General features: G+C 43.4%; 22 protein-coding genes and 1 pseudogene. 11 read left to right on the top strand and 12 right to left on the bottom strand.

Annotated elements, in window-relative coordinates; genetic code table 11:
* The first annotated feature begins 202 nt into the window (after positions 1-202).
* On the top strand, positions 203-1,483 hold the full coding sequence (locus tag RS584_RS15180) for an amino acid permease (RefSeq protein WP_315748196.1): 1,281 nt from the start codon (positions 203-205) through the stop codon (positions 1,481-1,483).
* An 11-nt stretch (positions 1,484-1,494) separates the two neighbouring features.
* Positions 1,495-2,676: a cystathionine beta-lyase gene (gene metC, locus RS584_RS15175; RefSeq protein WP_315748195.1), complete on the top strand. Its 1,182-nt coding sequence runs from the start codon at positions 1,495-1,497 to the stop codon at positions 2,674-2,676.
* Between the two features lie 69 nt (positions 2,677-2,745).
* On the opposite strand, the gene RS584_RS15170 is transcribed toward metC, so the two are convergent.
* Complete coding sequence (locus RS584_RS15170) at positions 2,746-3,627, bottom strand: LysR substrate-binding domain-containing protein (protein ID WP_315748194.1); 882 nt, start codon at positions 3,625-3,627, stop codon at positions 2,746-2,748.
* A 181-nt stretch (positions 3,628-3,808) separates the two neighbouring features.
* On the opposite strand from RS584_RS15170, the gene RS584_RS15165 reads away from it, so the two are divergent.
* Positions 3,809-4,918: an MFS transporter gene (locus RS584_RS15165; protein WP_315748193.1), complete on the top strand. Its 1,110-nt coding sequence runs from the start codon at positions 3,809-3,811 to the stop codon at positions 4,916-4,918.
* A 646-nt stretch (positions 4,919-5,564) separates the two neighbouring features.
* Here the strand turns inward: RS584_RS15165 and RS584_RS15160 are convergent.
* Positions 5,565-5,753 carry a ribbon-helix-helix domain-containing protein gene (locus RS584_RS15160; protein ID WP_315748192.1) on the bottom strand — a complete coding sequence of 63 codons (189 nt, stop codon included), beginning with the start codon at positions 5,751-5,753 and terminating at the stop codon, positions 5,565-5,567.
* Between the two features lie 368 nt (positions 5,754-6,121).
* Between RS584_RS15160 and RS584_RS15155 the strand changes: the two genes are divergently transcribed.
* The 3 genes from RS584_RS15155 (at position 6,122) to RS584_RS15145 (ending at position 8,112) form a co-directional block, all read left to right on the top strand.
* Positions 6,122-6,340 carry a DNA polymerase III subunit theta gene (locus tag RS584_RS15155; protein ID WP_315748191.1) on the top strand — a complete coding sequence of 73 codons (219 nt, stop codon included), beginning with the start codon at positions 6,122-6,124 and terminating at the stop codon, positions 6,338-6,340.
* Positions 6,341-6,440: 100 nt separating this feature from the next.
* A complete protein-coding gene (locus RS584_RS15150) occupies positions 6,441-6,896 on the top strand; it encodes a hypothetical protein (protein WP_315748190.1) in 456 nt (151 codons plus the stop codon).
* A 325-nt stretch (positions 6,897-7,221) separates the two neighbouring features.
* Positions 7,222-8,112: a hypothetical protein gene (locus tag RS584_RS15145; protein ID WP_410493176.1), complete on the top strand. Its 891-nt coding sequence runs from the start codon at positions 7,222-7,224 to the stop codon at positions 8,110-8,112.
* A gap of 142 nt (positions 8,113-8,254) precedes the next feature.
* Here RS584_RS15145 and RS584_RS15140 read toward each other — a convergent pair whose 3' ends face one another.
* The 10 genes from RS584_RS15140 to RS584_RS15095 all read right to left on the bottom strand — a co-directional run bounded on the left by RS584_RS15140 (position 8,255) and on the right by RS584_RS15095 (position 18,688).
* On the bottom strand, positions 8,255-8,890 hold the full coding sequence (locus tag RS584_RS15140; RefSeq protein ID WP_315748188.1) for a DUF2268 domain-containing protein: 636 nt from the start codon (positions 8,888-8,890) through the stop codon (positions 8,255-8,257).
* An 87-nt stretch (positions 8,891-8,977) separates the two neighbouring features.
* A complete protein-coding gene (locus tag RS584_RS15135) occupies positions 8,978-9,493 on the bottom strand; it encodes a GNAT family N-acetyltransferase (RefSeq protein WP_315748187.1) in 516 nt (171 codons plus the stop codon).
* 828 nt (positions 9,494-10,321) lie between these two features.
* A complete protein-coding gene (gene mobH, locus RS584_RS15130; RefSeq protein ID WP_315748186.1) occupies positions 10,322-12,193 on the bottom strand; it encodes a MobH family relaxase in 1,872 nt (623 codons plus the stop codon).
* Positions 12,194-12,685: 492 nt separating this feature from the next.
* Entirely contained in the window at positions 12,686-13,600 is a 915-nt protein-coding gene (locus tag RS584_RS15125) for a LysR family transcriptional regulator (RefSeq protein WP_315748185.1), read from the bottom strand.
* A 156-nt stretch (positions 13,601-13,756) separates the two neighbouring features.
* A complete protein-coding gene (locus RS584_RS15120; RefSeq protein WP_315748184.1) occupies positions 13,757-15,049 on the bottom strand; it encodes a glycosyltransferase family 4 protein in 1,293 nt (430 codons plus the stop codon).
* A 14-nt stretch (positions 15,050-15,063) separates the two neighbouring features.
* Positions 15,064-15,876: an EamA family transporter gene (locus tag RS584_RS15115; protein WP_315748183.1), complete on the bottom strand. Its 813-nt coding sequence runs from the start codon at positions 15,874-15,876 to the stop codon at positions 15,064-15,066.
* Positions 15,877-15,878: 2 nt separating this feature from the next.
* On the bottom strand, positions 15,879-17,018 hold the full coding sequence (locus RS584_RS15110; protein ID WP_315748182.1) for an aminotransferase class I/II-fold pyridoxal phosphate-dependent enzyme: 1,140 nt from the start codon (positions 17,016-17,018) through the stop codon (positions 15,879-15,881).
* Between the two features lie 22 nt (positions 17,019-17,040).
* Positions 17,041-17,682 carry an HD domain-containing protein gene (locus RS584_RS15105; RefSeq protein ID WP_315748181.1) on the bottom strand — a complete coding sequence of 214 codons (642 nt, stop codon included), beginning with the start codon at positions 17,680-17,682 and terminating at the stop codon, positions 17,041-17,043.
* A complete protein-coding gene (locus RS584_RS15100; RefSeq protein ID WP_315748180.1) occupies positions 17,679-18,536 on the bottom strand; it encodes a TauD/TfdA family dioxygenase in 858 nt (285 codons plus the stop codon). Before RS584_RS15100 ends, RS584_RS15105 begins: the two co-directional genes overlap by 4 nt.
* The gene (locus RS584_RS15095; protein ID WP_315748179.1) at positions 18,527-18,688 is read right to left on the bottom strand and encodes a hypothetical protein; all 162 of its coding nucleotides are present in this window, start codon (positions 18,686-18,688) and stop codon (positions 18,527-18,529) included. The genes RS584_RS15100 and RS584_RS15095 overlap by 10 nt, the downstream gene beginning before the upstream one ends.
* Positions 18,689-18,891: 203 nt before the next feature.
* On the opposite strand from RS584_RS15095, the pseudogene RS584_RS15090 reads away from it, so the two are divergent.
* The 5 genes and pseudogenes from RS584_RS15090 to RS584_RS15070 form a co-directional block, all read left to right on the top strand.
* Positions 18,892-19,045 (top strand): annotated as a pseudogene (locus RS584_RS15090) (hypothetical protein); the annotation flags it as partial.
* A 269-nt stretch (positions 19,046-19,314) separates the two neighbouring features.
* On the top strand, positions 19,315-19,782 hold the full coding sequence (locus tag RS584_RS15085; protein ID WP_315748178.1) for a polyphenol oxidase family protein: 468 nt from the start codon (positions 19,315-19,317) through the stop codon (positions 19,780-19,782).
* The gene (locus RS584_RS15080; protein ID WP_315749994.1) at positions 19,779-20,057 is read left to right on the top strand and encodes a laccase domain-containing protein; all 279 of its coding nucleotides are present in this window, start codon (positions 19,779-19,781) and stop codon (positions 20,055-20,057) included. Before RS584_RS15085 ends, RS584_RS15080 begins: the two co-directional genes overlap by 4 nt.
* A gap of 1,266 nt (positions 20,058-21,323) precedes the next feature.
* Positions 21,324-21,842: a GrpB family protein gene (locus tag RS584_RS15075; RefSeq protein WP_315748177.1), complete on the top strand. Its 519-nt coding sequence runs from the start codon at positions 21,324-21,326 to the stop codon at positions 21,840-21,842.
* A 465-nt stretch (positions 21,843-22,307) separates the two neighbouring features.
* Entirely contained in the window at positions 22,308-22,544 is a 237-nt protein-coding gene (locus RS584_RS15070) for a hypothetical protein (RefSeq protein WP_315748176.1), read from the top strand.
* The last annotated feature ends 161 nt before the right edge of the window (positions 22,545-22,705 follow it).

The following is a 22,705-nucleotide window of genomic DNA, read 5'->3' as shown; positions in this document are numbered from 1 at the left end:
ATTTTTATATTAAAGTTAATGTGCTTCAAGCTGTTTTATTATATTTTCCATATGTTCAATAATGAGTTGAGAATAATTCATTAATTATGAAAATTATACCGCCTCGATCACAGAATAAGATTTTTGTATTAGAGATGTCAAAGTCAGTGTGCTTATCTATAAAAGAAGATGTTTCTTGTTTAACTTACATAATGGTAACATCATGAACAACAACTCTGATATTTCTGAAAGAATAACCTCTGACAAAATACCTTTTACAGCCTATGATGCCGGCTGGGTTATTCTTTGTATCGGTATGGCAATCGGTGGCGGGATTATTTTTCTTCCGGTCCAGATTGGACTGAAAGGGATTTGGGTATTTACTCTGTCAGTACTGATTGCCTACCCGGCACTTTATATGATGCAATCTCTTTATCTAAAAACATTATCGCAAAGTCCTGAATGTAAAGATTATTCCGGTGTAATAACATTTTATCTTGGGAAAAACTGGGGGTTCTTCCTCGGTGTCGCATATTTTATAATGCTTCTCAAAGGGATGCTGACTTATTCCCTCGCGGCGACGTTTGACAGCGCATCGTATTTCCAGACATTTGAGATAACGGCTGACAAGCTGTCGGATAACTGGTGGTATGGACTTGTGGTGTTAGCCTTACTGGTCAGCATTGCTGCTCAGGGGGAAAAATTGCTTTTCAAGGTTTCAGGACCTATGGTACTGATAAAGCTGGCGGTGGTGGTACTGCTGGGACTGGTTATGATCCCCCACTGGGATATGCGGAACATCAGTAATTTTCCTCCCATCAGAGAATTACTGGTTGGTACAGTACTGACGCTCCCTTTCACATTGTTTTCCATCCTTTTCGTTCAGATCCTTAGCCCCATGAATGTTGCCTTCCGCAAAATAGAATCAGATCCGCAAATTGCCACGCTACGGGCATTACGGGTTAGCCGTATTGCCTACGGAATACTGGTGTGCGCAGTACTCTTCTTCGCTTTTTCCTTTACATTTTCCTTAAGTCATGAACAGGCTACTGAAGCTGCGCAAAATAATATTTCAGCAATGGCAATTGTGGCGAAAGTTATTCCTGGGGAGATTGTCAGAATAATGTCCATTCTTCTGAACATCTTTGCCATTGTAACTGCTTTTTTTGGTATCTTCCTTGGTTTCCAGGAAGCCATGAAGGGGATTGTAATGAACATCCTTTCGCGCTTTGTAGATGAGAAGTCTATTAATGAAACAGGTGTCAGTATCGGTGTTTCAGTATTTATCGTTCTCTTGTTGTGGGTGTGGGTTCTGACACATTTTCCGGTACTGTTACTGCAGCAAATAGGCGCACCTGTTTACGGAATTGTCTCCTGCATCATCCCTTGCTACCTTGTGTTTAAGGTCCCGCAACTAAGGAAATACTATTCCGGGCGTGTGCTCTTTATCTCAGGAACCGGTGTACTGCTCTGTCTCTCACCCTTTTTTAAGTTTTTCGAATAAAAGGTTAACCAATGAAACACAATTCAGAACTGAAAAAATTTAAAATTAGTACACGTTTGTCAATGCTGGGCAGAAATCCGGAAGAGCAAAGTGGTTTTGTCAATGCGCCTGTCTATCGGGGCTCTACGGTGGTTTATAAAAACTGTGAAGATATCCGTAATAAAAAAGCCCGGTTTTCTTATGGTACAGCCGGGACGCCAACTATTGAGAACCTTGAAAATGCATGGTCTGCTCTGAGCGATTCAGCCGGAACGGTTATTTCACCTTCAGGTCTGGGCGCCCTGGCACTGGCCCTTTTTTCTGTGACCCGGGCAGGAGATCACATCCTTGTCACGGATTCCGTTTATCGCCCAACCCGGAATTTCTGTAATACGCTACTGGCAAAATATGGCGTATCGGTATCCTACTACGACCCACTTGTTGGGGCTGATATTGAAGGGCTTGTTAAGGAAAATACCCGGGCAATTCTGCTCGAATGCCCGGGCTCGCAAAGCTTCGAAGTTCAGGACATTGGCGCAATTGTGGCCGTAGCCAAAAAACATGGTATCAGCACAATTATTGATAATACCTGGGCGACACCTCTGTTTTTCAGGGCTCACGAGCATGGAATTGACCTGTCCGTTGAAGCAGGTACAAAGTATCTCAGTGGGCACTCAGATTTGTTGATGGGGCTGGTATCAGCAAACGCGTCTCACTGGCCTGCATTACGAGAGGCCTATGATGCAATGGCTATGTTGCCGGGGGCTGAGGACTGTTTCCTGGCGCTGCGAGGATTACGTACGATGTACCTGAGAGTAAAAGAGGCTGAAGTCCGCGGACTGGAAATAGCGCACTGGCTGAAGAGTCAGCCAGAAGTCAGCAGAGTACTGCATCCGGCTTTTGAAGAATGTCCTGGACATGAAAACTGGAAAAAATATTTCACCGGCTCCACAGGGCTCTTTTCTATAGTGCTTAAGGAGCGGTTTAATCAGAATAATGTTGATGACATGCTGGATAATATGAGCATTTTCGGGATGGGATTCTCCTGGGGAGGGTTTGAAAGTCTCATTATTCCTTTTAACTGCGCTGAATACAGGACGGCCACTCAGTGGTCTCCCGAAGGTATGACGCTGCGGCTTCAGATTGGTCTTGAAGATATGGATGATCTGAAACAGGATCTGAAGGATGGCCTGAAACGATTATATAACCGGTAAACCAATCGGACTGGAAACCTTGTGAAAATATTTCAGAAGGTACACATCCGGCTTAGTTAAAATAATATCTCATTCATACTTCCCTGGCTCTAATGGTGCAGTAAAAACACTGTTCCTGAGCCAGGTAATGAATTCCCGCATGGCCGGTGTTTCTCTTTTCTGCCTGACCAGGAAATAGTTACCCGACAGCAGGGTGCCATAGCTGTCAAGCCAGACCAGACGCCCGCTGGCCAGGTGCTTCTCACAAAAAATTCGTGGAACAAGCGCGATCCCCAGGTTCTCCTCGGCGGCATGGATACCAGCAAAAGTATGGTCAAGATGAACATGGCGGGTGATGTTTTCGGGTAACGTTAATCCCTGAGCAGACCACTTATCCCACAAATCATTGCGAACGCGGATATGGATGAGAGTATTGTCCGGAGATTGTGCTTGTTGCTTCAGGAAACTGGCGGGGCTGCATACTAAAATACTTCTCTCTTCAAGAAACGGTACCGCTTCCATACCCGGAAAATGAATCGGATCGCGCCGAATGGCAAAATCGGAACCGGGAGTAATCATACCAGTGCTGGTGACAACGTTGATGTGAATGTGAGGACAGGCCTGGTGAAAATCAGCCAGCCTTGGTAATAACCAGTACATGGAAAAGGTGGGCAGACAGTTAATCGTAATATAATGAATTGCAGGTTTTTCTGTAAACGCTGCTTCAGCCGCCGCCAGTTCATCCAGTATTTTTCTGCAGGTCAGCGCAAATATTCTTCCCCGCGGTGTAAGTTTCACCTTTTTATGTCCACGGAAAAACAGCTCTTCACCCAGCTTTGTTTCCAGATTGGTGATATGACGACTGACCGCGCCGGTCGTAAGGCAAAGCTCCATCGCCGCCAGGGAAAAACTCTCATGACGGGCAGCTGCATCAAACGCCAGCAAATGAGGAAGGGTACGAATTCGTATCATTGGTTGACTATAACTCAACTATTTCATTGAGAAAAGATCGTTTGTCACACGCTTTTGTACCTTCTAAGATTTTTTATCAGACAGTCAATCATCGGTAATGCAATTGAACGTATTTTATTTATTTTGTGTTGGCCGGGCCGCATGCTGTATCGGAACGATGGCTCTTGCAGGGGCATTGCCTGTGACCCGTAACGAGTGGCATATGGATGCCTCTTATGCAGGCTCACTGCAGACGATATTTAATATCAGTAATGCGCTTGCGCTTTTTGCTGCTTCATGGCTAAGCGATTATTTTGGGCCCCGACGGGTATATCTTGTCTTTTCCTGGATCGGGGGCATAGCACTACTTTTATTTGGGATTTTTGCCCATTCTTATTTTTCTGCAGCGTTACTGATAGGGTTTATAGGTTTGACGCAGGGAGGAGCATATACGCCAGCAATTATGATGGCGATACAAATGCACAGCGCAGCCAGACGAGGCTATGCGGTAGGAATGATCCTGGCTGGCGGTTCCTTTGGATATCTTTTTTCTTTATTTATTTCATCGTGGGGGGCCTCAACATGGGGTACGGCGGCAGCATTTTATCTGTGCGCAGGTTGTGTTTTTGCAGGGAGTGTGACGAGTAGCCTGGCGCTAAGAAATGTTTCAGATCGTGTTTTACCATCGAAGCTTTCACATCCACAAAATGAAAGGAGAAAAAGAAAATGGAATGCCGTGGCATTGCTCCTGCTGGTTGGATATATTGCACATTGCTGGGAGCTTCTGGGTAGCTGGACGTGGACGCCAAGTCTGATTTACAACACTCTAATTCCTTATCAAAACAGCCCTGTCATAAACAGCATGTTGATTGCAACTGTCATCCATTTATCCGGTATGCTGTCGACGTTTATTGTGGGTACCATCTCAGATTATTTTAACCGGGCGACTGTATTAATCGTTATGGGAGGTCTGGGGGGGCTGTGCTCGTTACTTACAGGGTGGACAGTTACATGGGGAACGGGGTGGGTTCTTGTGTGTGCGTTCATTGGGAATTTTTTCATCCTTGGCGATTCAGGTGTCCTTTCAGCAGCTATTGCGGATAATGTTGATCCGAAAATGCTCGGACGAATAATGGGGATCAGATCTCTGTTAGGATTCGGTATTGGTTCTTTTTCCCCATTATGCTTTGGTATGATGATGGATCTGACGGGAAAATGGGAAATATCCTACACTGTACTAGCCGCTGGAGGTTGTGTGGCATTCATTACTGCGATAATAATAAGAGTAATAGCTGGTGAAAAAATTAAATAAAGCCACTTCCAATATCTTCCGGACTCTACAGTTATGTGAAAGTGGCTGCGGTTTTATTTTAAAAATTATTTATCATTTGAGTGAAGTTAACAGATGTATATTTTTATCGGGAATTAAAAAATTATCGGCGACTTCATCGATATCCATAAAAGAATAAGGGCTGGTTTTATGGTACTTTATCATAATCCATCACAGCAGATCTGTATCACGTTTTAGTGAATTTTCGTGAATGATGGGAAAAAGAGTTCTTGGTCTTTTTCCCATCAATAATCCGCGTTACGGAACTTAAAATTTTTGCCTACGAAGGTAATCGGTCATTGGCTTGCTCCTGCGAAATGTTCTGTACAAAGCTAATCTGTTCTGAGAGCAGTGAGTGAGGATGAGGCCAATTCCAACCGGACGACTTCAGTCGGGCAAAACTCTCGTAAATGACGGAATGAAAAATCCAGGAGATTCTTCATTTGGTAGCTGTATGAACAGAGCTAAAAGTGAACGATTCCATGACCATCAGCTAATGGACGCAGAAAGCTCATTAACTGATAGCCACCAAAATCTTTCAAAAATAACAAGTGGTCACAGCATGTGTAAGGTTATATGGGCAGGTTCATCAATTTCAGTAACCTTTCCAGTCTCTTTTGCTGACCGATCAGGTCTTCAGGTCGCCTTTAGAACTGTCTGTAACATTGTGTTTCTTCAGTAAATCCTCTATAGCCTCATCCAGTAACCGGCTCTTGGGAATGCGTGTTTTTTGTGCTAACGCATTGAAAAGCGGCACGAGTTGATTGTCCAGTGAAGAGGTAAACCGGGTTCTGTTTTTCAAAAATGGCTCTGCCATATACCTACCGTAGTCAGAAAAATGCAATAAGGTAGTGTAATTAGCCATCAAAGAGTTTAAACTGGTTTAAGATAGTGACTATATAGTGCTTATTATATACAAAAAAACTTAATTAACAGTCAGTTAGTTTTTGTGCCGTTACACCAGGGAAATTTATTACCTTACCTGCAGGACAACATCCTGCAGGTGACCTGCCAGGGTAAACCTACATCCGCACCCGGCCTGTGGTAGTGAGACGAAGTTTACAGAACCGATTCCGGGGAGTAGTTTTTAACACTCACAAACAGTCCCGGCTTCTGTCGGGAGACCTGACTTAACACCAGCATCCGTTCTTTTTGTATGGGATCGCCGCAAACAGGAGGATATGCATGATGGAAAATTTCGTCCCGCTTTCTGTTGAAGAGCAGCAACGTATCGCCGCTGACATGGCCGCTTTTCATGCCATGTGCCTCAGCCGTGACCGCACACCAGAACATAACATCAGCGAACTGGAACGGGCTCAGCCCGCCGCCATGCGTCAGTATTTCCGGCAACGGCTTCGTTACTGGCAGCACCTCTACCGCGACGCTTTTTCGCTGAGCCAATAAAAGGAGGGGCTGCACGATGACTCCAGAGAGTGATATCACGCTCATCCGGCACATGGTAAAGAACGCCATTGCCCGCGAGAATGAGCATCACAGAACCAGAATGACGATTCACCGACCAGCCCTGACAGGGGCTCTGCTTGTCTGGACCGCCTGTATCGGTTTCACCATCGTCAGTGCGCGTGACCTGCGACCGGAGCCCGGTGCAGTGCTGCTGACAGTTACGGGAATGATGTTACTTCTGGTAGTGACAGGTTTATTTAACCTGGCAGGTTCACCTGTCGTCACAATCCATAAACGATACCATTTCCCGGATAATATTCCCTCAGCACCGGTAAGTGGTACGGACCTTGTCGCACTCAGCCATACCAGCGATACATTGCAGCAGACGGTCAAAGACTGGATCGTGGTTCACAAGGATATTTGTTACGATGAACTGTACCATCTGGCGCAGGACTGTCATCGTCAGGGACTGTACCGTCGGGTGGTACGTCGCCGCCTCATTGCACGCTATCAGCAACCTGCATTCAGAGAAAGAAAAGGAACGTCCCGCCTGTAAGGGATACGGGAAACAGGCTGTTGTGCCATTTCCGTTGATGAATGTTTGTCTGTTGTTGTTCCGCAGTTGTTGCAGCACAGTTTGGTGACCGCGGTGCTGCGTTTCGCCTCACGTCTGCAACAACCTTGTTGATTGTGTCTTTTCTGTAAGCGTCGCATATAGACCGCATTATCACTCAGAGTGTGTATCAGCCTTGATCAAATCAACAGCCTGCCTGGAACGAAAAGAGGAGTTTACAGCTTAAGAATCCACTTGCTATATGAATAAAAAAACAGAACACTCGGGGAGCTTGACTTGCCACAGGGGACGATTTCAGATGGATATGATGCTTGGGTATATGCTTTCCCAATATGCAGAGCTACCTTTGTCAAAGCAAACCCTTTGTAGCTGGCTTGAAAAATGGATCTACGGGCATGAAGAAAAATGCTTCGACAACACCTTCGCGGAGCAATTTCCGTGGAAAGAGGTGGGATTGCCCCGGGCATATTTTTTACAGCGAAAACTCCGCATCAATAGTCAATATTTTCTGACAGGTGCGCGTTACAGGGGGGGCGATATTAACTGCCCTTTTATTGATATAGTCGCTTCAAGCGCAGTCATTGATGATTCCGTGCTCAAAGCTGTTAGCCGGGAGTGGGCGGAGTTAAAGCCACTGCACATTCGCCAGCTCACGCCTGGCTACCATACCTTTCAGGGGGTGACAGATCAGCTTATATATGCGTCCTGCCTGCCTAATGGTCCAGAATATTATGATGACGCCATTACCCTGAAGACCGCTGCAAGCGCTGATTTCGAATGGTGCCGACAGGCTCTGGCTGAGGCCTACCAGCATACGTTGTCCACAATTCCTGCCTTGACCGGGCACCTGTGCTCCATAAATAACGAAGACCTCCTAAGCCATATTCTGCAAGGCAATGCGTATATTGTTAACGAACAAGGCGTTCGTGCCGGACTGATCGTTTGCGAAAAGGGGGATGTGGCCTTTTTAAAGGGTTATCGCGTTACTGAAGAAGTCATCCTTCCCGCGTTTCGCGGGCGCTCTCTGGCTTCGCGGGCACAGTGTTTGCTGCAAAACCATCTTTACCACTTTAGCCGGGACGCTTGTCTGATGACAGGAACGATTCTTCCGGAAAATTTACCCTCAATAAGAACAGCTGAAAAAGCGGGGCGTACCTGTGTTCTCAGATACGAGTTCTTACCTGTGAATTTTGATTGAGTGGCACAAGCGTTAAACGTTTTGGTATGGAGCAGACGGGATTGCAGGCTGCTGTCCGCTTTGATCTCACAGCAAGAAGCGGACTATTCAGCTTTCGCTCATGAGTAAAACCTTGGCTTCAGAGAAATCAGGAATCGGCACTTCATATAAAACCTGTTAACTCCTCAGCTTTTATGTTTGCCAGCATTGAAGCTTTCAAATGGGGGAATGCTGCGAGATACCTGGATATCAGGTTGAACCCTGCGGAATATCCCAGCCACCTTGGAAAATCTCCGGTTCCGAAAAACCAGCCATTATGATCGTAATCAGTGCGATGCCAGTTTTCCAGTATTTGTGGACCGTAGGGCTCAACAGTGTCGAACTTGAGGCTTTCCCAGTGCTCAGGTTCACCACCAAAAATCTCAAGTGAAAAATGTCCGGCAAGCCCTTCAGAGACTAGCGCCTCGCCCAGCGTTGAGCCGTATCCCGGTCCTGTCCACCTTGCAGCATGGTGCAGTTCATGAGCAAACATACGTTCAATAGAATGCGCATCGTTTTTGCAGAATGCGGGGTTTTCAGGATCGACAGTTATGTAGATAACGCCAGCTTCAGGACAAAAACCGGCATGCCCTTTTTCAGGGATAACATACTTACCGGCCTTAACCACGACATCCAGTGAAGGAATCGGCATCAACCTTGCAGCTTGTACGTAGGTATCGGTCAGTTTAGTTTGAAGCCATTCACAGTGAACGGTGAGTTTTTTATGAGCGTTCAGAAAATGGAGTGTTATTTGAGGCATTTCTGTACCACTTTAACGCGCAAGTCATTGATTGAATCTTAATCAACTCTCGACCTCCCCGGCAAGCATAATCGGCAGTGTGGTAGCCTAACCAGTATAGCCGCCAGGTTCTGCTGAACTTTCGGAAGTCAGTTTACTCAGGAGTTCACCATGGAGATAATAACTCACAATGCCATCATTTATTCTGCCCCCTAAGGACTGATAAAAACGGTTTGCTCCAGCGTTTGATTTCTCGGCATTCCAGTTGATGCTTTGACACTCATGTTCCAGAGCGAGTTTTGCAATAAAGCGCATCATAGATTTCCCAGTGCCTTTCCCTCTCTCACTCTGGGTGATATAAAGCTCTTTAACGTGCAACTGACCACTGTACCGGGGAGAAGGGTAGAGAATACTGCAGCACGCCAGCCCAATAATATGAGCGTCGCAGCGAGCCCTGACCACCAGAGTACCGGAGAGCTGACTGAACAGTCGATTGCGGAGGTAATTCTTCAACAGTGGTTCCTGAATGATGCCCTTGCCATAATAATGTTCTTCCATCTCGATAAAAATTTTCACCATGGATTCCCATTCATGTAGCGGACACAGTTCTACCGTTACTTCCATATTTACTCCTTTTAACTGATAAAGCGCCACAGCTGAGTCTGGGTTCTGCGCTATTGCAGCCCTTTCCCGCAGTATTGATTTGTATGTCTATAATTTTAATAAAAAGTCAGTCCGTCGCATGGGTTGATAAAGAATGGTTGATCGTATGAAATCATCGTCTAGGCCAAAAGGTGATTTGGTGTTTTCACACAGCCTGGGCACAGAGCGGACGGATAGGTGGCACTGGGGCTGCTATGAGCAAAGAACGAACTATGTTACATCCCCATTACAACCATTTTTTATAACCATAAACGTCATTATATTTATAAGTGTCGTATAAAGTGCACGGTATTGTTACTGAAAAAGGTGTATTCACTATGAACCTCTATGAAAGACAATACAGGCAGTTGCTTGAAAAGGGACCTGTCCCCCCGATAAGCTCCAGGATACCAAAGCATGAGCCTGACCTATGAGGGAGAACTGAATTACCGGAGCTGACTCAGGATCATGGATGAGCTTTGATGAAGCAGAATCTTTTCTGGCGTCCTGCAAAAAGGTGGTGTCAGGTACGCTGCTAAGCAGGCAAAGCGGGCCAGAGGTGATTGAAGCCGGAACGAGACTATTTAAGAACAAACCGCCCCCGGTTAGCAGGATCGTCTCGCCCGGCAGATAAGCATGCTAACATCAATAAGAAGTTCCTGTCAGTGACAGCCTCCGGTTCATTACCCCCAGTCTCTCTTTCTCCGTTGCTGAATAAGGGACGCGTAGTCCGGTATATCTCCAGTTGGATCAGAACATTGAGTGTGAGGAGAGGGCATGCCTGTTGGTTCAACATATTCGTGAGGAGACTTAAGGAAACCAGGACGGTTTACTTGCCTGCGGTGGGGGGAATGTGCTCATGAGAAGTGCCAGATATGGGTTGTTTGGTACCACTTCCGGGAAAATACTTTTTGGGTCTTCCAGAAGATAACCATGCAGGCGGCGCGATTTTCGCGGCCCGGAGACTTCACACGTCCAGATGTTGAGGCCGCTGTCCTGTTTACGGTGCAAATGCAATTTCTCGAAGCGTTTCTGTACCCACTGCCAGTCTGCGATTTGCTCCTGCCTGGCCAGGAATGCTGTCTGTGGGTGCTCCTGTGCGTAGCGCTGAAAAATGCCCGGACTGACCAGATACACCGTATCGGCCACAGTATGCACCAGAGCTTTTGTATCGTTGATGATCAGCTTACGGGCTTCGATATGACTTCGTAACCAGACAATGAAATGCTCCCCGGACGGAGGCATCCGGACATCGTTCGTCTCGGTCTCTGACTGTCGAGTGGCAGGTGCGGGCCTGCCCGGCGCTAAAGTCTGGTCGGTGATGGTCGGTTTATCTGAAGATGCCGTGACTGACAATGACGCAGTATCCGCCGTCCCGAGCAAATCCAGCAGGTCACCGACACTATCGCTGGTGGTGTCTGGAACGGCGGGTGCACCCGAGGAGGGCGCAGGTGTGGATGTAACTCCGGATACACGCGAAGGCGGCTCTGCTACAGGCGTTGTCACAGGCGACACGTCTGCGGAAGCGGCATCCTCCTGCACCACCTCCACGGTGCCCTGAAACGTCGGCGGACGCTCGCTGCCTTCCCATATCAGTGCCGGTGCGAGCCGAAGCAGCGTGAATGTGTGCGTCCAGCCTGACTCGCTGGTGACGACCGCTTTCCAGATGGCTTTGTCGTCAGATGTGGCCTGCAGCATGCCGTGGTCCTGCAGGATGTTGAACACAGCCGTGTTGTTGGCCGGGATCCCCTCAATGCCCTGCGACAGCAAATGTGCGCGCAATTTGTCAGAAACCGTCTTGGAGACGAGCCACAACGCGTCCTGTGTCAGCCATCCATCTGAAGCCTGAGGCTGGTTCAATTTCAACTCTTCCCTGAGCAGGTAGCGAAGCCCCTCCAGCAACTTGCGCTGCAACGCATGTTTGGGTGCAGCCATCGCCTTAACCGGGTCGCCACCGAGTTCCTGCGCCACGGAAGCGCGGTCGGCCTGGGTGACCAGTTCGCCCAGCACGCCGGCATGCTCGTACTGTCCCGCCAGCACATAGATCAGTGCTGACCATAGCTCAGGGTAGCCACTAAGCCAGTCGAGAATTTCACTCTCGAGCAGGCGGTTGTAGAGCAATCCGCTTGCAGCATTGTGCAGGCGATACTCGCGGTTCTTGCGATAGCGAAAGCGGTATGGCTGCTGCAACGGCCCGTGCCAGGGATGCCACACGCTGCCATCACTCATCTCGACATGCAGGTCGACGGCGATCTTGCCAATGTCATGGAGCAGCGCGGCATAGGCTGTGGCGGCCGTCCATGCTTCGGCTTGCGCGGCCTGGTCCTCGGGTGTCATTCCTGACGGTAGAAGGTGGGACTGCCTTAGCTTGAGTGCATAGGCGACGATCTCAAGCCCGTGATCGAGAAGGCCCCCGGGATAGGCATGATGATGCGATTCCGACGCGGGAAATTGCTGGACCAGTTCGGCGTACCGTTCAAGCGGTCTGAGATACAACACCCCGAATTGCGTGCGTGAGAGCGATGTGCGTTGCCAGATATGTTCCAGCAGCTTCTGCCTGCGAGACGTGGCCAGCAGAGAAGTGGCCGGTTCCGGCCGCATCAGCCCTTTACCTTTTATGGCAGTAGCAGACACTACGGTAGCAGCCTGAACGGATCGTTTTCGTTGGAACAGCGAGAACATAAGAGCACCTGATATCGCGGTAACAGTAGAGCCTTTTCCTTTTCAGACAGGCCCATTCCCCTTGGGCCCCATTCCCTTGCCCCTTGCTGACCTTTTGCCCTTGCCTGGCCCTTGAATATAACGCTGCAGGCCAGTTTTGATGTGCAGGAATACGGGCACTGAAGGCATCCCTTTGTCGTCGCGCCCTTCATGAATTTCTGAGTTCCGGGTCAGAAGATGTTAATTTTATGTAATGGAAAGAAATAATCTTTTTTGCTCAGGAACGACTATGTTGAATAAATCGGGGTTAAATAAAAGCTATCCCTTTCAGTCAATTCTCAGGCAATTCGTACACTTTCTGGCATGTCTGCTCGCGTCATTTTGTTTAAGGCACGGATGGTGACCCGATGCTGAAACAACATGTAGTGATCAGATCCGCCAGTCTCCTAAAAGTTCGATTTATTCAACAAAGCCCCCCGTCAATACGGTTCCCGCTGTACGCTTACTGTTAAGTCACTTTTCTTTTAGCTGTTTGATCACGGCATCAAGAGTATCCATTAACAAACGAGTATATGAATTGAGGTGGCTATTTGAGTGGAAAATGAAAAAAGCGGGTATTGGATATGTCCACTCTTGTAAAACAGGTAATAGTGTTTTGTTCTTGATTTTATCCAGACAAAGAAAGCTTAGTCCTGAGCCGATACCTAAACCTTGTTCAGCGAAAGACACTACCGCTCTTTCACTTGAAACCCTTAAAGTTTGTCCAAGAGGGAATAACTCTAAACTTCTCGTAGTTTTGTTCCTGAATGGCCACTTATTACCCGTCAAACAATGAACAAAGTTAATACACTTATGATGAGTAAGATCATCAGGATGTAATGGTGTTCCGTGAGAGTCAAGGTATGCCTGTGAGGCAAAAATATAAGATTCAAAATTATCTATGAGCTTTGAGTAATAACCTGAGTCCGGCAATGTTCCAATGTGGATGGCAAAATCGACTTCTTCTTCAATTAAGTTTCCTAAATAATCATCGTAAGTAGTGTGTACAATAATATCTGCATAAGTATTCATGAAACAAGAGATTGCATGATGTATTTCTGGTACATCGAATAAAAGTGGCAGCTTAATAACGATTTCTCTGCGGATACAGGAGGACAACTCTTCTAACGAATTAATTGTCTCAGTTAATATCTCATCAATTTTTAATGTTTGTTCATACAGATAGCTACCCTCAGGAGTAAGGGAAAAGGAACGTGTGTTTCTATTAATAAATCTAATATTAAATCTTTCCTCAAGATTTTTTATATTTGACATTATCGATGAGCGCGATACATCCATTTTCTTGGCTGCTGATGAAAAACCCTGATGTTTCGCTACTTGCAGGAAAAACCAAGAATATAACAAATCTTGTTTTCTGTTGGTTTTCATTGTTATTGTCTCCGTATAATACATTGAATAGTATACACGTGAGATAATTAAAACTCAATGGTATGTAATTGCTGGTGTTAAGTATGTCGCAAGTTGATTCAATTAATACTATACTCGTTGGCAGGTATGATTATTATACCTGCCTGTTTTATCTATTTATTGTATTGTTGTTTTCTGCTTGAGATAAGTAGACATTGCATCCCACGCTTTGTAGACACTCTGGCTAAAATTGCTTGTTGAGAAAATATTTTCAATATACTTCTGTTGGGTTGTGTTATTATAAGTTTCAAGTTTTATTATACTTTTTAGTTTAACAACTAACTCTGTGGTGTCATAATAAAAGCGATCCTCATCTTTAAAGTAGAGCGAAGCTTCAACTGAGTCAAGAGCTGGCATAAGTGTATAGATACCAGAAAGTGCAGCTTCAAGAGGGGTAATACCAAAAGTTTCATAGCGAGAAGTACAGACAAAAATTCCCTTTTTCTTCAATGCTCTAAATACTGAGTTTAATTTTGTTGGTGAAAGTTTTGGATAAATAATGAATCTGTCCTTAATGGCTAATGGAATCATGTTATGCATTTTTTCACGTCTCTCCTCATAATCTTGATTATCTCCGATAATTAAAATCTTTATTCTCTGATTAGTCTCAGCGAGTTTAACTGATGCCTTAAGGAACATTTCAATATTTTTGAAATAGTCAAGCCTTGCTACGGCTGTCAATAAAATTATATCGTCTGCAGTGATTTTTTCCATAAATTCATGAATGGTTGGGATATTAATTTCATCACTAATGATATGTATGGGCAGATTAACAGGTGGCGTAATTTTTAAGCATTTTTCCTGTGGTATACCTTTATTAGAAAGATAGTTTTTTTGTATTGATGAATGCAAGATAGCGAAGCCATTTCCATTTTTAAGAACAGAAATCCCTTTATTTTGTTGTTTGAAAAGATGATTTACTTTATCATTTCCACCAAATGCGTAGCTAGCTTCCTTATAGGAGTAGTGATGCACGAAATCCTCAATAAAAGGACCGTGGTGAGTCACGCAATAAGGAATTTCAACGGGGTGATATGACAAAAGAGTATCTGTTTGATAATATACTATAAACTTATCATAAGGGTTTTCTAGTCGTTCTGAAAATATACTAAAAGCATTCCTCAATGTTCCCGTTAGCATATCTGTCGGCATAGAATAGTTAAATTTAATACACAAAGAAAAATCACTATCATTACCTTCCTTGTATAAAATTGGTGCGGATATATTATCTTCTCTCTCGTAATAAAGGGAACCAACATGACCATTGTTTCTTTTAATGAGATTTTTCATGTGTAGCGAAAAACTCGTTGCACCTACCAGGAAACCTTCATTTTTATCTTTTTGCATGTATTTTTTGTTAAGAACAATAATTGTTTTAACGATTTCATTTTTTGTTTCTTGAAATTCCATTATAGTATAGCACCTTAATTAATATTTTTTTTACATAAGATAATGGACATGAAACCTGCGATTATCACCATGTATGAAACTAAATTTTGGATTCCCATTGGCTCTTTGAAAAGTAATACAGAAACGATGACGATAATGATCGGGGAAATCAATTGTATAACTCCAGCTTTAAGTAGCGTTAAACTTTTAATAGCTGTCAGGTAGAGTATTAAAGGGGAGGTGACAATTACTCCTAGCGGAAGTAATGCCAAGTTATTAGACAGGTCAATTACTAATCGATCATTATATAAATAGGAAAAAACCAGGAATAACGGCATAATTATTAATAGTTCATGGAGTAGCGATGTGACAGGGTCATGATTTTTCATCAACTTATGAATGGTTATATAGATTGCAAAGCTTGCTGCAATCATGATACCAAAAAATGGGATTTGCTTATTTGTATAAATAAGAAATAAAACTCCTATCAAACTGATAAATAACGACAATACAGTATTCCTGGTAATTGACTCACGAAGTAGGAAAACCCCGCAAAGGATCGTTAAAAAAGGTAGTAGTAAGTATCCGAGAGATGCTTCAATGGTTCTACCAGACTGAATAGCGAGAAAATAACTTAACCAGTTTATGAATAGCAGGCCAGCAGTGAAAATATGTGATAAGATAAGTTTTAGTGAGAACCGATGACCTCGTAAAAACAACAATAAAATTAAAGTTGAAATCACCTGCATAAAAATTACATTATAAGCATCATAATTTCTGAAAAAATAGAAATATACTGGGGTTAAACCCCAGATTATATTTGCCAACACACCTAGAAATAATGGCATTATTATTCCTCAATAATATCTTGGATACTTAGAGTTGCTTGTTTAATAGCTTCGTTACTTACTCTTTCATGGCAAGGTAAAACAAGCATCTTACTCACTAATTTTGTTGCATTGGGAAAGTCTTGTGAGTTATCACTTTTATATATTGGCGGAGAGTAAAAGTCTGCATAGAGAGGGTAATTACAAACTATTGTATTTTTATATCTGAAAGTGTCAGTGTTAATACCTTTTTCATAAAGACTGATGGCCAGCTCTTTTCCTGTAAGATTGCAAAACTCATCCAGCAAACAACATAGCGAATATCCATTATGTCGGATTATATTTTTATCTTGCATAAAATGAATGTGATTGCTATTCGCGAGTTGCATCCATTGTGCAATTCTGGCATTCCTACCCTGAATTTTTATATCGAGATTAGCGAGTTGAATAATTCCGATAGCTGCCTGAAATGCAGAGAGTTTATAGTTTAATCCGTCATGATAACCGAAGCTTTTGCGCGATTCACTAAATCCTATGTGGGTGAAAGATCTGATCTTCTCTGCATAAAATTCTGAATCAGTAAGAATAAATCCACCTTCACCCGTGCTGATTAATTTGAACTCATGAGTACTGAAGCACCCAATATCACCAATAGTTCCGTCATAACCTAAAGCTGAACGTGTACCAGCCGATTGGGCTGCATCCTCTATTATTGTAATGCCGTATTTTTTACAAAAGGATAGTGTGTCTTGATCGAGAGATGTATACCCCCACATAGAGACAGAAATTAGTACCGGAGTCGAAGTGGTGATTTTGTTCTCCAGCGAAGGTAGATCCGGACGAAATGAATCGGGGCGGCAATCATAAAAAACAGGGACACCTCCAGCCTGAAGAACTGCTGAAATTGTCATTGGAACACAAATTACTGGAACCAGAACTTCATCACCGGGCTTGATTGTGCTCACTAGACTCGCATGAAGCGCTGCTGTACCAGAGGATACAGCAATTGCATGCTTTTTATGGAAGTATTCACAAAGATTTTTTTCATATTGCCTTACAATAGATGAATCACCTGATAATATATCTGCAGAGTTTAATATCTCCATGGCATGTTGAAGTTCATTCTGGGTTCTAACAGCTTTGTAAACGCAATCAATAATCATTTTCTATCCTTACTGACGGTTATCAATTAACGAGTTCTTTTTTTAAGTTTTCGATAAAGTTATTGAGTATAGCTACTCTTTCTTTTGCTAGCTCTTTCCCTTTATTGGTCTGAAGTGTGTCGGGCAATTTAAATAGCTTATGGTAAAAATGGTCAAGGGCGTATTCTTTATCATTCAAGAGACGATTTTGGGCGAATGGGTCGCTATCATCAAATAATTTTTGGTTAAGTCTGCCTGCTATGTAAAACACTCTTGCCAGACCCACTGCGCCTAACGCATCAAGCCGGTCAGCATCCTGTAAAATTTTTGCTTCTAAGGTTTTTGGATAAATATTCGCACTATAACTATGGGAACGAATTGCGTCAGCTATTGGTGCGTAATAATTTGAAGGAATCTCCTGAAAATATTTATCTAATATGTTTATTGTTTTTTGAGCTGCGAACTCAGATGAGCGATGTCTATCAGGAGAGTTTTTTGGCAAACTAATAATGTCGTGAAAATAACTTGATATTATTAATATCTCTATGTTTCCTCCTTCATTTTTTTGAATTTTTTTACAGTTTTGCGCCACTCGTTTTAGATGTCCAAGATCATGTGAAGCATCACTATTATTTGCCATTTCAAGATTTAAGAAATGAATTATTTTAGTTTCCAGCTCAGTCATTGAGTAACTTCCATAACATGTTTTTTATCATTTTGGGTTTTCAGCACAGGCAGTGTGCTAAGTTTATATCCATAAACTCTCAATAGCCATCTATCTAAACCACTAAATTTTGCAGAGCTAGCTATAGTGGTGCGCCCATGGAGACTGGTTCTATTATTAATTAACAATATATCGCCTGGATTCAGTGAGATGTGGAGTGTTTTTTTAGATGAGTTTATTAATTCAGTTAAAATTTTTAACGCTTCAATTCCATTTTTATCTTTTGTCGTCAATTTGCTATGGCTATAACGTATTCCCATTGCACCATCATTTAATATCTTTAGTACTGGAATATTATCAATGCAGATGTTGCGGTCAAATGAGGACTGACTGTTTGAATGGAAAATAGGTTTCATTAGTTCATTAATCGTTTCAGGCTCCAGTTTTGCAAGCACTGAGCGTAATGGCAATAACGTAGTAGAAATATTATCAGGATTACGTAATCCAATTAACCCAAATGATTCAGGTGAAACAGGTTGTCCTATACATGGATTTTCTTCAATGAAATAACCATTGACTACTTTTGTATGAAATAAAAGCTCTTTAGTAGAGCGTTTATAGCTTTTGTCATCATTTTTAGCAGGCATTACCATATGACAGAGACGTCCATTCATTTCATCCAGAAAAGAGCGTGCTGAGTGACCGGTTAATCTGAGTAATCCCATAAGCGCGGCAGCAGGAACGCGCCAACCCTGTGAATCAGGACTCTTGTCATCCGTTGGGGTTGGGGGTAAATCTTTTATTGACAAAAAGTTTCTTATTAATAAATATGGTGAGTGGTTGCTTTCAACTTTCTCCTTTATTTTTAAAACCATTTTTTTTCAATGGTTTCATTGAGTATGTTAGCTGCTAAACTTTCAAAATCTAATGGGTTTTCCTCTTGGTCATAATTACTGGGTATTTTATTCAAAGCATCCCAAATAGCAATGCTCTGATTTTTAGAGAAAACTATTTCATTATTATCCATAACACAAATCCACCAGTTTTTTTTCTTACGGTTATTAAAATCGTGATTTTTATGTTACCAGATTTGACCCTTTCTTGTTTGGACATCTGAAGTCATTAAAAAATACAAGTCACATTTATTAATTATTTTGATTGGGTTTATTGCCTGCTGGGGCTTTGTTGAATAAATTGAACTTTTAGGAGACTGGCGGATCTGATCACTACATGTTATTTCAGCATCGGGCCACCATGGCAAAGCAAAAGTTCAAAATCATCAACTGTAAGACCTACAACAAAGCCCTCATCAACCCCGGCTCTCTCTCCTTTCTGGCTGGACGATGAGGCTATTCACGCCTGGTATGAATCGGCAACACCTGCGTGCGCCGCATGATGGTCAGGCGTCTCGACCACAAACAGCCTCTACTGCCGGCAGTACGGCATCGAGTGGCCAGCCGGCCACAAGGTCAACTTGCAGCGCTATACGCCTAACCATGAGTGGCATTTCTTCTATTTCTGGCTATATTTGAAATAAGTATAGCAAGTACTATGTTTTTCCTTTATCCCGAATAATTTCTTTGGTTCGATTAAGTATATAGAGGATAATGCTGTTTCATCTATAGCAACTCAGTTGAGCGAGGTTGATTAATTATGCCTTTTTATTCATCTTTACTTTCAGAATTACCTGGTATCGAACATGCTTTCCTTAATGTCACCGAATCCAGGTGCTTTGATCCCGATATTTCTGTTGGAGTACACCAGATTCATGGTTCTGAGGTTTTTTGCTTCAATGACAACAGTATGATTACCTTTGCAAATCAAACTGAAGCCGACACTATATTTACATCATTGCAAGGTATGCCAATAAATATTGTTACTGCTGATTGTATTCCTTTACTTTTATCTTCTATTGATGGTGAATGTATCGCGGTTGTACATGCAGGCTGGCGGGGAATTATTAGTGGAGTGATTCAAAACTGTTTGCGTCAGTTTAATGCTAACTATACGTCCAGTAGTGATATAATAGTGGCTGGTGGGCCTCATATTATGTCTTGCTGTTACGAAGTTTCATCTGATTTTATGATTTCGCTCCTTTCTTCTGATATGGTTAAAAAATAAAGAGGGATTATAGTGAATTATATTTTAGATTAACGAATTCTTTTAATGACTCCGAACCAGGACGCTTTGCAAAAAAAAGGAGTGTAAATAGTCGTTATTTTGATATTTCATTATTTTGTAAAACTATTTTGATTTCCGAGGGTGTTCCGAAAAGTAGTATTGACTTTGTAAATAAGTGCACTTATTGCTCACATGAAGATTTAGGTAGCTACAGACGAAGAACTCATTTCCCTGCCCCAAAAACATATCAGTACTCATGGATAAAGAAGATTTAAACCTGAATTTATCAGATATTTTTAAAATTGGTTATTTTTTCGCTGCTTAGAGTTATTTTTTCTCTGGGTTATAAGCCATGTTACCTATTTTTTTTCTGCGTTATAATTTCCTAATTGATAGAATGTTGTTTTAATTATGCTATCCCGCATTTCCCCTTAATGGTGCATACCCATTTATTTCCCCACCATGGTTACCAAATGGCAATGATTCTGACCTTTCCCCGGTTACGCTGGTCAGAAGACGAATACCTGCACCGGGGCGGTGTGTCAGGTGAGGTGTTGCGGGGTACGTTGATGCACTCGGTGCGGCCGCCTGACGGTTTTCAGGATATTCCCCTCGGCCTTCCGGCCTGCCTCGGCATTCGGTCTTTTCCTCCTTAGGTAGTCGATGGTTGACGAGGATAATGGCAGGCTATAATGTCCTGTCAGATGGTGGCGGTTCCGACAGAAGTCGCGCGGACAAGGACGGGCTGGGGCAATATGCGGACGGTCACTTTGCGCTGTCGCTTTAAAGTGACCGTCCCACCTGCGGGCAGGTAAAAGGGTGTGTTGCAGCAAAAACAAGCAGCAGAAATTGCCGCAGACGATAAGGGTGTACTGAGCTGGTAGCCTGTTAACAGCATTGAGCAAAAAAAGAAGGCCGTCCGTGGGGAGTGGCACAACTAGTCAGCTCGTCAGCGGAGTCACGAGAAGGATGATAAACGTTGAGGCTGGTAAGCCATCTGAGAATGTTCGCACCCATGCCTGATGGTATGTGCCTGCGGGTGGTGCGTGAGCAGGCGGGGGAGCCGGTGAAAACCCGGTGTAGGTGACCGGTGCTGACTATTCTGCCAATGACCGCCTGGGCATGAGATGATGAGATCGGGTATTACAAATACATAACCCTGTCACGTTCCGGCACTGTCGTTTTTACGAGACATTCTTCACTGTGCTAAGTCCGGTTGTGTGTCCGGGGGGGAAAGCGGGACTTCCCGCGTTATTTTCTGGCTAAGGGGGAGGATTCAGCTGGCGGCCTGACTGTGTAGTCAGGTAAAATTTGTCAGGCGCGTTTCCGGTCGTTTTCGGTGTTCTTGCCACCACCTTTTGCCCGTCAGCAACCGGAAACGCCCTCAGGGCCTCTCCTGTTAAGGCTAAGTTCAGATATCCGCCTGCCAGCAAAATTGAAATGTCCTAAACGTTATGAAGACAGGTATTGTCTGCAAGCCAGCAGATTCGATTTATGTTATTGTGAATACTTAAAATACATTAAAAGGGTGATTGTTGAATATGCGAATGTTGACTGTTACTGAATATGATGAAATGTGGCCTGCGTTATTTGAGAGCGAACGTTCTCTGTTGCAGATGACTCTTGGTAAAGTGATATCCCAGATTTACCATATTGGTAGCACCTCGGTGCCAGGATTATCAGCTAAACCAGTGATAGATATATTAATTGAAGTTACTAATCTTGATGAACTGGACAGTCTGAATCAGGCAATGGAGCGTGCCGGATATACTGTGCGTGGTGAACATGGCATTTCAAATCGTAGGTACTTCACAAAAGGAGGAAATCAGCGTAGTCATCACATCCATGCTTTTACCACTGGGGATGCTCAAATAGTAAAACATCTGGCATTTCGTGATTACCTGATTAAAAACAATGACGTAGCTGTTCAGTATGCTTTAATGAAAAAAAATGCGATGCTATTATGTGAAAATAATACCCACCGATACAGCATTTATAAAGCAGATTTCATTCAAAAGCATCTTCGTATGGCGCTTATTGATGCGGGTCATATCGACTAGCCCTTAAATAAACTACAGCCCATGTCTTTTTCTATATTATTCCCTATATCTTTTGAGTATTATAACCGAATATTTCATCAGAACGACTCTGTAAGGCTTTCAAAGCTTCCAGCATATCGTCACCCTTCAGCGATCGCCGGGATTTCTTATCAGTTGGCTTCCTGCTGTTACACAGACGATGCTGGCAATCAGTTGTTATGGTAAATCACGTGCAAAAGTAAGTCGCGGTCGTCAGTTTTTTATTTGAACTGTATTTATCACTGTTGTTTATTTATTTTTTGTTAATTATTGTTAGTGACAAGGATTGATTTTTTTAGAGTTAAGTAGCTAGATACTCCATATGGATGGAAATGGTGAATTAAATTTTAATATTTATGTGGAAAGAATCGGCTCTGACTACTTATGCTTAATTGCGCCTTGCTTAAGGTGCGGATAATGTCATTGTAAACGGAAGGGGGCACATAAATGAGTAAGTTAATTCTTCCGACAGATGTCGGTGTGAAAAGTCATCATGATGTGGTTTTTGTTAAAACGCGTCCAGGTCAGGAAGACCGTGAACTGGCCGAAATCGTAAAAAAACACATTGAGGCGGAGCAGTCACTGGGAACGTTAGCCGCCGGTAGCTGGTATCGTGCCGGTCTGGGTCCACACCCTACTCAAGGAGGCGTGTGGGTAGTCAATGGGTCACTGTCTCCTCTGTGATCTACCCCATCTGGTGTAGTTGATCATATTAATTATAACTATGACCGGGACGGATATGGTAGCTGGACAAGTCAAATTTCAGTTATGTTAATTATTTATAATAATGTGACTGGAGCTCAACTGGGTACTGCGGATATCACTGCGTCCGGTAGTGGCACGGT

The sequence above is a fragment of the Enterobacter sp. DTU_2021_1002640_1_SI_PRY_ASU_LCPMC_013 genome (assembly GCF_032389435.1).
GTDB classification, from domain to species: domain Bacteria; phylum Pseudomonadota; class Gammaproteobacteria; order Enterobacterales; family Enterobacteriaceae; genus Enterobacter; species Enterobacter hormaechei_C.
Note: the sequence above shows the minus strand (reverse complement) of the source record. Positions and strands in the feature narration are given on the sequence as shown.